This is a genomic window from Pseudomonas sp. JE3303, from assembly GCF_056312565.1.
Map to the genome: position 1 here is coordinate 203706 of NZ_JBWGIF010000002.1, position 14020 is coordinate 217725.

General features: G+C 64.7%; 12 protein-coding genes. 10 read left to right on the plus strand and 2 right to left on the minus strand.

Annotation, left to right across the window (positions count from 1 at the left end):
* Window positions 1-29: 29 nt before the first annotated feature.
* On the minus strand, window positions 30-1031 hold the full coding sequence (gene gap / locus AC0ZZU_RS04375) for a type I glyceraldehyde-3-phosphate dehydrogenase (RefSeq protein ID WP_476339325.1): 1002 nt from the start codon (window positions 1029-1031) through the stop codon (window positions 30-32).
* 262 nt (window positions 1032-1293) lie between these two features.
* Between gap and edd the strand changes: the two genes are divergently transcribed.
* From edd to AC0ZZU_RS04425, 10 genes are all read left to right on the plus strand, one after another.
* Complete coding sequence (edd, locus tag AC0ZZU_RS04380; RefSeq protein ID WP_476339326.1) at window positions 1294-3120, plus strand: phosphogluconate dehydratase; 1827 nt, start codon at window positions 1294-1296, stop codon at window positions 3118-3120.
* On the plus strand, window positions 3117-4076 hold the full coding sequence (locus tag AC0ZZU_RS04385; RefSeq protein WP_476339327.1) for a glucokinase: 960 nt from the start codon (window positions 3117-3119) through the stop codon (window positions 4074-4076). Before edd ends, AC0ZZU_RS04385 begins: the two co-directional genes overlap by 4 nt.
* 81 nt (window positions 4077-4157) lie before the next feature.
* Window positions 4158-4883 carry a response regulator gene (locus tag AC0ZZU_RS04390; RefSeq protein ID WP_476339328.1) on the plus strand — a complete coding sequence of 242 codons (726 nt, stop codon included), beginning with the start codon at window positions 4158-4160 and terminating at the stop codon, window positions 4881-4883.
* Window positions 4864-6318: an ATP-binding protein gene (locus AC0ZZU_RS04395; RefSeq protein ID WP_476339329.1), complete on the plus strand. Its 1455-nt coding sequence runs from the start codon at window positions 4864-4866 to the stop codon at window positions 6316-6318. The genes AC0ZZU_RS04390 and AC0ZZU_RS04395 overlap by 20 nt, the downstream gene beginning before the upstream one ends.
* Window positions 6319-6458: 140 nt before the next feature.
* Complete coding sequence (locus AC0ZZU_RS04400) at window positions 6459-7721, plus strand: ABC transporter substrate-binding protein (protein WP_476339330.1); 1263 nt, start codon at window positions 6459-6461, stop codon at window positions 7719-7721.
* 169 nt (window positions 7722-7890) lie between these two features.
* Complete coding sequence (locus AC0ZZU_RS04405) at window positions 7891-8799, plus strand: carbohydrate ABC transporter permease (RefSeq protein ID WP_476339331.1); 909 nt, start codon at window positions 7891-7893, stop codon at window positions 8797-8799.
* Entirely contained in the window at window positions 8792-9628 is an 837-nt protein-coding gene (locus tag AC0ZZU_RS04410; protein ID WP_476339332.1) for a carbohydrate ABC transporter permease, read from the plus strand. The genes AC0ZZU_RS04405 and AC0ZZU_RS04410 overlap by 8 nt, the downstream gene beginning before the upstream one ends.
* A gap of 4 nt (window positions 9629-9632) precedes the next feature.
* Window positions 9633-10751, plus strand: coding sequence for an ABC transporter ATP-binding protein (locus AC0ZZU_RS04415; RefSeq protein ID WP_476339333.1), 1119 nt, complete (start codon window positions 9633-9635; stop codon window positions 10749-10751).
* 18 nt (window positions 10752-10769) lie between these two features.
* Complete coding sequence (locus AC0ZZU_RS04420; protein ID WP_476339334.1) at window positions 10770-12107, plus strand: carbohydrate porin; 1338 nt, start codon at window positions 10770-10772, stop codon at window positions 12105-12107.
* 116 nt (window positions 12108-12223) lie between these two features.
* On the plus strand, window positions 12224-13078 hold the full coding sequence (locus AC0ZZU_RS04425) for a D-hexose-6-phosphate mutarotase (protein ID WP_476339335.1): 855 nt from the start codon (window positions 12224-12226) through the stop codon (window positions 13076-13078).
* Here the strand turns inward: AC0ZZU_RS04425 and hexR are convergent.
* On the minus strand, window positions 13071-13931 hold the full coding sequence (gene hexR, locus AC0ZZU_RS04430) for a DNA-binding transcriptional regulator HexR (RefSeq protein ID WP_191622486.1): 861 nt from the start codon (window positions 13929-13931) through the stop codon (window positions 13071-13073). The two genes, AC0ZZU_RS04425 and hexR, sit on opposite strands and share 8 nt — an antisense overlap.
* Between the last annotated feature and the right edge of the window lie 89 nt (window positions 13932-14020).

Below are 14020 nucleotides of genomic sequence, written 5' to 3' on the forward strand. Positions count from 1 at the left end.
TTATCATCCGCGCCCGGGGTCAAGCAGATTCAGCGGGCGTTGCAGAGCGCCAGGCAGTTGTCCAGCATCCGGTTCGAGAACCCCCACTCGTTGTCATACCAGGCCAGCACCTTGAGCATGCGGCCATTGGCGCGGGTGTGGTTGGCGTCAAAGATCGACGAAAGCGGATTGTGGTTGAAGTCGCACGACACCAGCGGCAGGGCGTTATAGCCCAGCACGCGGGAATGCCGGCTCGCGTCCAGGAACAACCTGTTCACCTCCTCGCTGGTCACCTCGCGCCGCAGGTTGACCGTCAGGTCGACCAGCGACACGTTGATTACCGGCACGCGCACAGCCATCCCGGTAAGCTTGCCGGCCAGCTCCGGCAGCACCAGGCCCACCGCTTCGGCAGCGCCGGTCTTGCTGGGGATCATCGACTGGGTCGCCGAGCGCGCCCGGTAGGGGTCGCTGTGGTACACGTCGGTGAGGTTCTGGTCGTTGGTGTAGGCGTGGATCGTGGTCATCAGACCTTGCTCGATGCCGTACTCGCGGTGCAGCACCTGGGCCAGCGGGGCCAGGCAGTTGGTGGTGCACGAGGCGCTGGAGATGATCTGGTGGGAAGCCCGCAGGGTATCGTGGTTGACGCCATAGACCACCGTGGCATCGGCGCCCTTGGCGGGGGCGGAGATAATCACCTTGCCCGCGCCGGCCGTGAGGTGCGCGGCCGCCTTGCTGCGCTCGGTGAACAGCCCGGTGCACTCGAACACCACATCGATCGCCAGCGCCTTCCAGGGCAGTTCGGCAGGGTTGCGGATGGCACTGACCGCGATACGGTCACCGTTGACCGTCAGGCTTTCGTGGTCGGCCTCGACGCTGGCGTCGAAGGCGCCGTGCACGCTGTCATGCTTGAGCAGGTGGGCGTTCATGGCGCTGTCGCCCAGGTCGTTGATGGCGACGACCTGCAGGTCCTGGCGGTAGCCTTGGGTATAGAGTGCCCGCAGGACGTTGCGTCCGATGCGGCCGAATCCGTTGATGGCAATACGAAGGGTCATGGCGTTACCTCTGGCCGGGGGTGAAGTCCGTGACAAAAGAAACAGCTTCACTGAAACGGTTTTGTTGTTGGAATTACAAGATTATTCCCAATGAGATAGAAAACAAGCCTTTTTGATGGCAGTATTTTGTTTAATCTACAACGAGCGATCGGCCGGGCCGCCCCACTCGCTGCGTTCTTGGCTTCTCATGAGCCTAGGACGCAATCGTTTGGAAGGGAAACACCCGCAGAGATCGCCCCACCGCTAGCCTGGAGTCCAGTACATGCATCCGCGCATCCTTGAGGTCACCGAACGGCTGATCGCCCGCAGCCGTCCTACCCGTGAACGCTACCTTCAGCTGATACGGGGCGCGGCCAGCGATGGACCCATGCGCGCCCAGCTGCAATGCGCCAACTTCGCCCACGGCGTGGCGGGCTGCGGGGCCGATGACAAACAGAGCCTGCGGCTGATGAACGCGGCCAACGTCGCCATCGTCTCGGCGTACAACGACATGCTCTCGGCGCACCAGCCGTACCTGCACTTTCCCGAGCAGATCAAGCAGGCGCTGCGCGAGATCGGGTCGGTCGGGCAGTTCGCCGGCGGCGTGCCGGCCATGTGCGATGGCGTGACGCAAGGCGAGCCGGGCATGGAGCTGGCCATCGCCAGCCGCGAGGTGATCGCGATGTCCACCGCCATCGCCCTGTCGCACAACATGTTCGATGCGGCATTGATGCTGGGAATTTGTGACAAGATTGTTCCGGGCCTGCTGATGGGCGCCCTGCGCTTCGGTCACCTGCCGATGCTGTTCGTGCCGGGCGGGCCGATGCCTTCGGGCATTTCCAACAAGGAAAAGGCCGACGTACGTCAGCGCTACGCCGAAGGCAAGGCCAGCCGCGAAGAGCTGCTGGAGTCGGAGATGAAGTCCTACCACAGCCCTGGCACCTGTACTTTCTACGGCACCGCCAACACCAACCAGTTGCTGATGGAAGTGATGGGCCTGCACCTGCCGGGCGCTTCTTTCGTCAACCCGTACACCCCCCTGCGCGATGCCCTGACCGCCGAGGCGGCGCAGCAGGTCACTCGCATGACCAAGGCCAGCGGCAACTTCATGCCGATCGGCGAGATCGTCGACGAGAAGTCCCTGGTCAACTCCATCGTCGCGCTGCATGCCACGGGTGGCTCGACCAACCACACCCTTCACATGCCCGCCATCGCACAGGCCGCCGGCATCCAGCTGACCTGGCAGGACATGGCCGAACTGTCGGAGGTGGTGCCGACCCTGTCTCATGTCTATCCGAACGGCAAGGCTGACATCAACCACTTCCAGGCCTCCGGCGGCATGGCCTTGCTGATCCGCGAGCTGCTCGACGCAGGCTTGCTGCACGAAGACGTCAACACCGTGGCAGGCCATGGCCTGCGCCGTTATACCCAGGAGCCGTTCCTCGACAACGGCAAGCTGGTCTGGCGTGAGGGTCCCACCGCAAGCATCGACGAGAACATCCTGCGCCCGGTGGCGCGGCCGTTTTCGCCCGAGGGCGGGCTGCGGGTGATGGAGGGCAACCTGGGCCGTGGCGTGATGAAAGTCTCGGCCGTGGCGCCCGAGCACCAGGTCGTGGAGGCACCGGCACGGGTATTCCACGACCAGCAGGCGCTGGCCGATGCCTTCAAGGCCGGCGAACTGGAGCGGGATTTCGTGGCAGTGATGCGCTTCCAGGGCCCACGTTGCAACGGCATGCCAGAGCTGCACAAGATGACGCCGTTCCTTGGCGTGCTGCAGGACCGCGGCTTCAAGGTGGCGCTGGTCACCGACGGGCGCATGTCGGGCGCGTCGGGCAAGATCCCGGCGGCGATTCACGTCTGCCCTGAGGCTTTTGATGGCGGCCCGCTGGCGCGGGTGCGAGATGGTGATATCGTGCGCGTGGACGGCGTCGAAGGGACGCTGCAGGTGCGGGTGACGGCCGAGGAACTGGCCAGCCGCGACCTGCCCGCCGCACCACTGGGCAATGACCTGGGCTGTGGCCGCGAACTCTTCGGCTTCATGCGCATGGCCTTCAGCTCGGCCGAGCAGGGAGCCAGCGCCTTTACCTCGGGCCTGGAGACGCTCAAATGAAAGCTGCGCTGGTAGGTGATATCGGTGGTACCAATGCACGCTTCGCCCTGTGGCGGGGCAACGCGCTGCACGCCGTGCAGGTGTTCGCGACCGCCGACTATCCCTGCCCGGAACAGGCCATCGAGGCCTACCTGCACGAGCAGGGCATCGCCCGCGGCGAGCTGGCGGCGGTGTGCCTGGCGGTGGCCGGCCCGGTGGACGGCGACGAGTTCCGCTTTACCAACAGCCATTGGCGCCTGAGCCGCGAGGCCTTCTGCCGGACGCTTCAGGTCGGCCAACTGCTGCTGATCAATGACTTCTCGGCGATGGCCCTGGGCATGACCCGCCTGCAGGAGGGCGAGTATCGCCAGGTGTGCACTGGCGTGGCGGACACCGCGCGGCCGGCACTTGTCATCGGGCCTGGCACAGGGCTGGGCGTCGGCAGCCTGCTGCGCCTCGGCGCAGAGCGCTGGCTGGCATTGCCAGGGGAGGGCGGGCATGTCGACCTGCCGGTGGGCGATGCCCGCGAGGTAGCGATTCTCCAGCAGATCCAGGGCCAGATCGGCCATGTCAGTGCCGAGACGGTCCTCAGCGGTGGCGGGCTGGTGCGCTTGTACCAGGCGGTCTGCGCGCTGGACGGCGAAGTCGAAAGGCACGCCACCCCCGCGCAGGTTACCGATGCCGCGTTGGCCGGCGAGCCGGTGGCGCTCGCGGTCATCGAGCAGTTCTGCCGTTTTCTCGGCCGAGTAGCTGGTAACAATGTCCTTACGCTCGGCGCGCGCGGCGGTGTGTATATTGTCGGCGGCGTGATCCCGCACTTCACAGAGCTGTTCCTGCGCAGCGGTTTTGCGCAGAGCTTTGCCGACAAGGGCTGCATGAGCGGTTACTTCGAGGGCATCCCGGTGTGGCTGGTCACCGCCGAATTTTCAGGCCTGTTGGGCGCGGGGGTGGCGCTGCAACACGTCCTGGAGCATTGAAACCAAAGCATTGAAGCCAGAGCACTGACGCCGGAGCAACAGCGGGCAACAGACCCGCGTCGACCAGGGGATGGGAATTTTTTGAGCACTGCCGCCAGATCGATCCTGCTGGTCGACGACGACCAGGATATCCGCGAACTCTTGCACACCTACCTCAGCCGCGCGGGCTTTCAAGTGCGCGCCGAGGCCGATGGCCACGGCTTTCGCCAGGCGCTGGAGTCTTCGCCGTGCGACCTGGTGATCCTCGATGTGATGCTGCCCGGCGAAGACGGCTTCAGCCTGTGCCGCTGGGTGCGCCAGCATCCCCGCCTGGCGCAGGTGCCGATCATCATGCTTACCGCGAGCTCTGATGAAGCCGACCGGGTGATCGGCCTGGAGCTGGGGGCCGACGACTACCTGGGCAAGCCATTCAGTCCCCGCGAGTTGCAGGCGCGTATCAAGGCCCTGCTGCGCCGGGCCGGATTTGGTCAGGCGCCGGTCAACACCGATGTACTGACCTTCGATGAGTGGCGCCTGGACACGGTCAGCCACCGGCTGTTTCACCGCGACGGCGAGGAGGTGATCCTCTCTGGAGCCGACTTCGCTCTGCTCAAGCTGTTTCTGGATAATCCCCAGCAGATTCTCGACCGCGACACCATCGGCAATGCCACCCGTGGGCGCGAGCCCATGCCGCTCGACCGCATCGTCGACATGGCGGTCAGCCGCCTGCGCCAGCGACTGCGCGATATCGACAAGCCGCCACGGCTGATCCGCACCGTGCGCGGCAGCGGCTACCTGCTGGCGGCCCATGTCGTCCCCGCGCCCTGAGCCTCGCTGGCGCCTGCTGCCGCGCTCGCTGCTCGGGCGCATGCTGCTGCTGACCCTGCTGGTGGTGCTGCTGGCGCAGGGGCTGTCGAGCCTGATCTGGGTGTCGCAGTTGCGCGCCAGCCAGTTGCAGGGCCTGCAGGCCAGTGCGGCAAGCCTGGCTCATTCGATGAGCGCCAGCGTCAGCTATTTCCGTTCACTGCCGGTGGCGTACCGGCCCATGGTCCTCGACCAGTTGCGCAGCATGGGCGGCACGCGTTTCGTGGTGTCGCTCAACGACAAGCCGCTGGAGATGCAGGTATTGCCGGTCACTGCGCGCAAGCAGGCGGTGACCGAGGTGTTCGAGCAGGTGCTGCACGAGCATCTCGGCGAGCAGATCGATGTGTCGGTCGAATTCGTAAGCCCCAGGGAGCTGCGCATCTTCAACAGCGGCCTGCGCCTGGATGAGCTGCCGCGCTCCTGGGCGCACTACTCGCTGACCCTCGAGCCGCTCGATCCACCGGTGCTGGTGATACAGATCCGCCTGGGCGAGGGCGAGTGGCTGTACATCGCCTCGCTGATGCCCGAACCCTACACCAGCCTTGAAGCCGAGCGCCTGCCGCGCCAGCAGCTGGGTTTCATCGTGCTCACCAGTGGCTTCCTGCTGCTGTTCATCGGCCTGCTGGTGCACTGGCAGAGCCGCCCGCTCAAGCGCCTGGCGCGCGCCGCCCGGGAACTGTCGCTGGGTGCGGACGTGGCGCCGGCCAGTGAAGGGGGCGGCAGCGAAGTGGCGGACGTGGCGCGCGCCTTCAACAGCATGCGCGAGCGTATCAGCCGCTACCTGACCGAGCGCAGCCAGCTGTTCAGCGCGATCTCCCATGACCTGCGCACGCCCATCACGCGCCTGCGCCTGCGCGTCGAGCTGCTCGAGGACGAGCAGTTGCAGGCCCGTTTCGGCCGCGATCTCGACGAGCTGGAACTGCTGGTCAAGGGCGCCCTGCAGTGCGTGAAGGATACCGACATCCACGAGAACATCGAGCCGGTGGACCTCAACCAGCTGCTGGAAATTCTCGCCGAAGCCTATCTCCGGTGTGGGCGCCTGACTCTCGAAGGCCGCGCCGTGGCGCCTTATCCGGGCAAGCCACTGGCGCTGCGGCGGTGTATTGGCAACCTGATCGACAACGCCATCAAGTATGGCGAGCGCGCCCACTTGCGCATCCTCGACAGCGACAGCGGCTTCGTCCTGCAGGTCGACGATCAGGGCCCCGGAGTGCCCGAGCAGCGCCAGGAGCAGGTGTTCGAACCGCACTTTCGCCTGGCCGGCCAGCAGCAGGGCTATGGCCTGGGACTGGGCATCGCGCGCAACATCGCCCACAGCCACGGCGGCGAGGTGAGCCTGCTCAACCTGCGCCAGGGTGGCCTGAGGGTCACCCTGAGCCTGCCGCGCACCCCGGATTGAATGGCGAATGTCACAGGATGGTGACAATCGCGCGTCCCTTCGTTACCTGCCCGCACGAGGCAGGTGGTTAGACTTCGATGCAAGCGCAAGCAGCCATGACTTGCCTCTGCATAACAACAATAAATACAAGGTCCGTTTCGATGAATGCGATCACTCGTCTCGCCGCTGTCATTTCCCTCGCCTCCCTGTTCCCTCTCCATGCCATCGCTGACGGTAACGGCACGGTCGAAGTGCTGCACTGGTGGACCTCCGGCGGTGAAGCCGCGGCCGTCCAGACCCTCAAGGCCCAGGTCGAGAAAGACGGCTTTACCTGGAAGGACAACGCCGTCGCGGGCGGCGGTGGCGCGGCGGCGATGACCGTGCTCAAGAGCCGTGCGGTTGCCGGCAACCCGCCCGCCGCCGCGCAGATCAAGGGTCCCGACATCCAGGAGTGGGGCGCCCTGGGCCTGCTCACCGAACTCGACGACGTGGCCAAGGCCAACAACTGGGACACGCTGCTCCCCGCCAAGGTCGCCCAGATCATGAAGTACGACGGCCATTACGTGGCCGTGCCGGTGAACATCCACCGGGTCAACTGGCTGTGGATCAACCCCCAGGTGTTCGAGAAGGCCGGCGCCAAGGTGCCGGCTACCCTGGATGAACTCTTCACCGCCGCCGACCAGCTCAAGGCCGCCGGCTTCCAGCCGCTGGCCCATGGCGGCCAGCCCTGGCAGGACAGTACCGTGTTCGAGAGCCTGGTACTGAGCATGCTCGGGCCCAAGGGCTATCACGCAGCCTTTGTCGACCTGGATGAAAAGACCCTGACCGGCGAGCCGATGATCAAGGTGTTCCAGGCCCTGCAGCGCCTGGGCGGCTACATGGACCCCAACCGCGCCGGCCGCGACTGGAACATCGCCGCTGCCGACGTCATCAACGGCAAGGCCGGCATGCAGATCATGGGCGACTGGGCCAAGAGCGAGTGGACCGCCGCCGGCAAGGTCGCGGGCAAGGACTACCAGTGCGTGGCGTTCCCCGGGACCCAGGGCAGCTTCACCTACAACATCGACTCGCTGGCGATGTTCAGGCTCAAGGACGACAGCGACATCAAGGCACAGAACGACTTGGCCAAGGTGGCACTGGAGCCGCAGTTCCAGACCGTGTTCAATCAGAACAAGGGCTCGCTGCCGGTGCGCCAGGACATGGACATGAGCGTCTTCGACGCCTGCACCCAGCAGTCGGCCAAGGACTTCAAGGTGGCCGAGCAGGGCGACGGGCTGCAGCCGAGCATGGCGCACAACATGGCCTCGTCGCTGGCGGTGCAGGGGGCCATCTTCGATGTGGTCACCAACTTCCTCAACGACCCAAAGGCCGATCCGGCCAAGGCGGTCAGGCAGCTGAACTCGGCGATCAAGTCGGCCAAGTAAGTCGCGCCAGGCAACTGACCTGTGGGAGCTGGCTTGTCCTGCGATCGACCGCAAAGCGGTCGCAGATCCTCCCGCCTCGATCAGCCTGATACCACCCGAGCTCAGCGTTTACGACCCCTGCGGGGCCGATCGCGGGACAAGCCCGCTCCCACATTCGAGAGCAGATTCCATGACAACAATTACCGCACCCCTGCGGGCCTCCCCCCTGGATGCCCTGCAACGCTGGCTACCCAAGCTGGTACTGGCACCGAGCATGCTGATCGTCCTGGTCGGCTTCTACGGCTACATCCTCTGGACCTTCGTGCTGTCGTTCACCAATTCCAGCTTCATGCCCAGCTACAAATGGGTAGGCCTTGACCAGTACGTCAAGCTGATGGGCAACGACCGCTGGTGGGTCGCGAGCAAGAACCTGATGGTGTTCGGCGGGCTGTTCATCGGCATCAGCCTGGTGATCGGCGTGCTGCTGGCCGTGCTGCTCGACCAGCGCATCCGCCGCGAAGGATTCATCCGCACGATCTACCTCTACCCCATGGCCCTGTCGATGATCGTCACCGGCACCGCGTGGAAATGGCTGCTCAATCCGGGACTGGGCCTGGACAAGCTGCTGCGTGACTGGGGGTGGGAGGGCTTTCGCTTCGACTGGCTGGTCGACCCCGAGCGGGTGGTGTACTGCCTGGTGATCGCCGCCGTGTGGCAGGCCTCGGGCTTTGTCATGGCGTTGTTCCTGGCAGGCCTGCGCGGCGTCGACTCGTCCATCGTGCGGGCTGCCCAGGTCGACGGCGCAAGCCTGCCGCGGATCTACCTGCGCATCGTGTTGCCCAGCCTGCGGCCAGTGTTCTTCAGCGCCGTGATGATTCTGGCGCACATCGCCATCAAGAGCTTTGACCTGGTCGCGGCCATGACCGCAGGAGGCCCTGGCTACGCCTCCGACCTGCCAGCAATGTTCATGTATTCGTTCACCTTCAGCCGGGGGCAGATGGGCATGGGCTCGGCCAGCGCCATCCTGATGCTGGGCGCGATCCTGGCAATCCTGGTGCCCTACCTGTATTCGGAACTGAGGAACAAGCGCCATGACTAGCCGCCGCTGGATTTCCCCAGGCCGTATCGCCATCCATGGCACCTTGCTGCTCGCCTGCGCGCTGTACCTGATCCCGCTGATCGTGATGCTGCTGACCAGCTTCAAGGCGCCCGATGACATCCGCACCGGCAACCTGCTGAGCTGGCCCCAGATGTTCACCGGCATCGGCTGGCTCAAGGCGTGGGATGCCGTAGGTGGCTACTTCTGGAACTCGGTGAAGATCACCGTGCCCGCCGTGCTGGTCTCCACGCTGCTGGGCGCACTCAATGGCTACGTACTGTCGATGTGGCGTTTTCGTGGCTCGCAGCTGTTCTTCGGGCTGCTGCTGTTCGGCTGCTTCCTGCCGTTCCAGACGGTGCTGCTGCCTGCGTCGTTCACCCTGGGCAAGCTCGGCCTGGCCAGCACCACCACCGGCCTGGTGCTGGTGCATGTGGTGTACGGGCTGGCCTTCACCACGCTGTTCTTCCGCAACTACTACTGCAGCGTGCCCCAGGCGCTGGTGCAGGCGGCGCGGCTCGATGGGGCGGGGTTCTTCACCATTTTCGGCAGGATCCTGCTGCCGATGTCGGTGCCGATCATCATGGTCTGCCTGATCTGGCAGTTCACCCAGATCTGGAACGACTTTCTCTTCGGCGTGGTGTTCGCCAGCGGGGACGGCCAGCCGATCACCGTGGCCCTGAACAACCTGGTCAACACCAGCACCGGGGTCAAGGAATACAACGTCGACATGGCGGCGGCGATGATCGCGGGGTTACCGACACTGGTGCTCTACATCGTGGCTGGCAAATATTTCCTGCGCGGGCTCACCGCCGGCGCGGTCAAGGGGTAGGCACATGGCTCGTCTTCAATTGCGCAACGTCAACAAGACCTACGGCAGCGGCCTGCCGGACACGCTCAAGGCCATCGACCTGGCCATCGATTCGGGAGAGTTCCTGATCCTGGTCGGGCCATCGGGCTGCGGCAAGTCGACCCTGATGAACTGCATCGCGGGCCTCGAGCAGATCAGCGGTGGCGAGATCCTGGTCAACGGCGCCGACATCAGTGGCATGAGCCCCAAGGACCGTGACATTGCCATGGTCTTCCAGTCGTACGCGCTCTATCCGACCATGAACGTGCGCGACAACATCGCGTTTGGTTTGAAGATCCGCAAGATGCCCCAGGCGGCTATCGACGAAGAGGTGTCGCGGGTGTCACGCCTGCTGCAGATCGAGCATCTGCTGGGCCGCAAGCCCGGGCAGCTGTCCGGCGGCCAGCAGCAGCGCGTGGCCATGGGCCGGGCACTGGCGCGGCGGCCCAGGATCTACCTGTTCGACGAACCGCTGTCGAACCTGGACGCCAAGCTGCGGGTAGAGATGCGCACCGAGATCAAGCTGATGCACCAGCGCCTGAAGACCACAACGGTGTACGTCACCCACGACCAGATCGAGGCCATGACCCTGGGTGACAAGGTGGCGGTGATGAAGGACGGTGTGATACAGCAGTTCGGCACGCCCCAGCAGATCTACAACGACCCGGCGAACCGGTTTGTCGCAAGCTTCATCGGCTCGCCGCCGATGAACTTCATCCCGGCGCGCCTGACCCGCCAGGACGGACGCCTGCTGGCATTGCTCGACAGCGGCCAGGCGCGCTGCGAGATGCCGCTCGGGACTGGCGCCGCCGGGCTGGAATCACGCGAGGTGATCCTCGGCATCCGCCCGGAGCAGATCGTCCTGGCGGCGGGCGAGAGCAATGGCCCGCCGTGCCTGCGCGCCGAAGTACAGGTCACCGAGCCCACCGGGCCGGACTTGCTGGTGTTCGTCACCCTGAACCAGACCAAGGTCTGTTGCCGCCTGGCGCCCGATATCAGCTGCCGCGCCGGCGAGAACCTGACCCTGCAGTTCGACCCTGCGAAGGTATTGCTGTTCGACGCGGTGAGCGGCGAGCGGCTGGATTCAACACAACCACAACAATAATAAAGCGAGGATACTACGATGGCGTATCGCAAAAGCCTGGGGTCGCTGACCCTGCTGGCGGCCCTGGGCGTTGCCGGACAGGCGCAGGCTGCCGAGGCCTTTTCTGCCGATTCCAAGTGGATGAGTGGCGACTGGGGCGGCACCCGCACCGAGCTGCTCGACAAGGGATACGACTTTACCCTGGACTACGTCGGCGAGGTGGCGAGCAACCTCAACGGCGGCTACAACGACGACCGGACGGCGCGCTACAGCGACCAGTTCGCCCTGGGCATGCACCTGGACCTGCAGAAGATCCTTGGCTGGCAGGACGCCGAGTTCAAGCTCGCGATCACCGAGCGAAGCGGCCGCAACCTGTCCAACGACCGCATCGGTGACCCGCGCGCCGGGCACCTGAGCTCGGTGCAGGAGGTCTGGGGTCGCGGCCAGACCTGGCGTCTGACCCAGATGTGGATCAAGCAGAAATACTTCGACGGCGCGCTGGATGTGAAATTCGGCCGCTATGGCCCGGGAGAGGAGTTCAATACCTTCCCCTGCGACTTCCAGAACCTGGCGTTCTGCGGCTCACAGGTAGGCAACTGGGTCGGCGGCATCTGGTACAACTGGCCCGTCAGCCAGTGGGCACTGCGGGTGCGCTACAACCTCACGCCGGATTTCTTCGTCCAGGCCGGCGCCTTCGAGCAGAACCCTTCCAACCTCGAGACCGGCAACGGCTTCAAGCTCAGCACCAGCGGCACCAAGGGCGCCATCCTTCCGGTGGAGATGGTCTGGTCGCCCAGGCCTGGCGGCCTGCCGGGAACCTACCGGCTCGGCTACTACTACAGCACCGCCAAGGCCGACGACGTGCATGACGATCTCGATGGCCAGCCGCAAGGCGTCACCGGTAATGCCTTCAAGTCCCACTCCAGCAAGCATGGCTGGTGGGTGGTGGCACAGCAGCAGGTGACCGCTCACGACGGCGATGCCAACCGCGGCCTGAGCCTGTTCGCCAACTTCACGGTGCATGACAAGGCCACCAACGTGGTCGACAACTACCAGCAGGTTGGCCTGGTCTACACCGGCGCCTTCGACGCGCGGCCCAAGGATGACATCGGGTTCGGCATTGCCCGCATCCACGTCAACGACGATGTGAAGCGGCGAGCCGAGCAGCTCAATGCCCAGAGCGGTATCACCCGCTATGACGATCCAGGCTTCGTACCCGTGCAGCGCAGCGAGTACAACGCAGAGCTGTACTACGGCTTCCACGTCACCAATTGGCTTACCGTGCGGCCCAACCTGCAATACATCAAGCGCCCGGGCGGTGTGGACCAGGTGGATAACGCCCTGGTCGCGGGGTTGAAGATTCAGTCGTCGTTCTAGGACGTTTTGTTGTAGATTTACGCCCTCTTCGAGACTGCAGTAATGCCAATCGCGGGCAGGTCGGGACGCCGACCTGCCCGCGATTGGCATCACACAAATAACAAGAGTTACCCCCAATGCCCGAACATCCGCTCCACCGCTTCTTCACCCCGCAACGGCCCAGGCCGACCTTCGAGTGGGAGCGTTACCAGCAGCGCGATGTGCTGATCATCGACCATCCTCGCTGCCAGGCCGCGTTCAGCCGCCAGGGCGCGCAGTTGCTGCACTTCCAGCCAGAGGGCGAGCGCCCATGGCTATGGTGCGCCGAGCAGTGGCCGCAAGTCGGCGCGATCCGTGGCGGGGTGCCGGTATGCTGGCCCTGGTACGGCCGGCATCCCAGCGAAGACCTCTGGCCCGCGCATGGCTGGGCGCGGCTGCTGGACTGGAAACTGCTCGACTTCAGCGAAGACGAGGAGGGCGTGACCCTGAAATGGCAATTGCAGCTGTGCGATTGGCAGGTCGACCTGCACGCACGCCTGGGCCAACGGATGGAGCTGCGCTTGAGCACCGAGCATCAGGACAGCGAACCTTGCCAGTTGAGCCATGCTCTGCTTGCCTACTGGCGTATCAGCAACGTCTCCGAGATAGCGCTGTCTGGCCTGGAGAACGTGGAGGGTTATGACCGTCTCAACCGCCAGGCCTGCCGTCAGAACGAAGCATTGAAGGTCAAGGGTGGCTGTCAGCGGGTGTATCCCGGCACCGCGGAAGTGCAGCTACACGATCCCGCCTGGCAGCGCCAACTGTGCATCGATACCGGTAACAGCGATGACACCGTGGTCTGGCATCCTGGCAATCGTCCCTTGCTCGGGGTCAGCGGCCGCGAGACCCAGGGCTTTGTCTGCGTCGAGGCCGCCAGCGGCTGCGACGACGGCTTGAGCCTGGCACCGGGAGAACAGGCACACCTGCACTTGCAGGCGCACCGTCTCAGCTGAGCTCGTCGTCGATCGGGTAGCGGCTGGCGTTGAGGCTTTCCTTGATCTTGCGCAGGTGCGGTTGGAAATCCACGCCACGGCGCAGGGTCATGCCGGTGGCCAGCACGTCGAGCACAGTCAGCTGGATGATGCGCGAGGTCATCGGCATGTAGATGTCGGTGTCTTCGGGCAGTGGAATATGCAAGCTCAGGCTGCATGCCTTGGCCAGCGGCGAGTTGGCGGCGGTAAGGCCCAGCACCGAAGCGCCGTTGTCTCGCGCCAGCCGCGCGACCTCGACCAGTTCGCGGGTACGCCCGGTGTACGAAATGATCACGAACAGGTCACCGGTGTGCGCCACCGAGGCCAGCATGCGCTGCATCAGCACGTCGGCGTGGGCCGACACGGCCAGGTTGAAACGAAAGAACTTGTGCTGCGCATCCAAGGCTACCGGCGCCGAGGCGCCCAGCCCGAAGAAGTGGATCTGCCGTGCCTGGATCAGCATGTCGACGGCGCGGCTGATCTGCTGCGGGTCCAGTTGCTGGCAGGCACTGTCGAGCGAGGCGATGGCGCTGCCGAAGATCTTCTGGGTATAGGAGGCCGGATCATCGTCGGCTTCCACCGCCCGGCTGACGTAGGCGGCCCCGCTGGCCAGGCTTTGCGCCAGCTGCAGCTTGAGCTCGGGGTAGCCGCTGACGCCAAACGAGCGGCAGAAGCGGTTGACGGTAGGCTCGCTGACCTTGGCGGCCTGGGCCAGGGCGGCAATGCTGAAACGGGTAGCTTGTTGCGGGTTGAGCAGGATGACTTCGGCGACTTTGCGTTCGGCCTTGTTCAGCTCTTCGAGGCGTCCCTGGATCTGTTCCAGGAGGTTTCGCACGCGGTCCATGGGGGTGTCCTTGGGTCGGGAAGACAGCCGGCTGTCATTGGCAGCAGGCTTTTTTGCACAGTGGCCTATCGTACTGATGG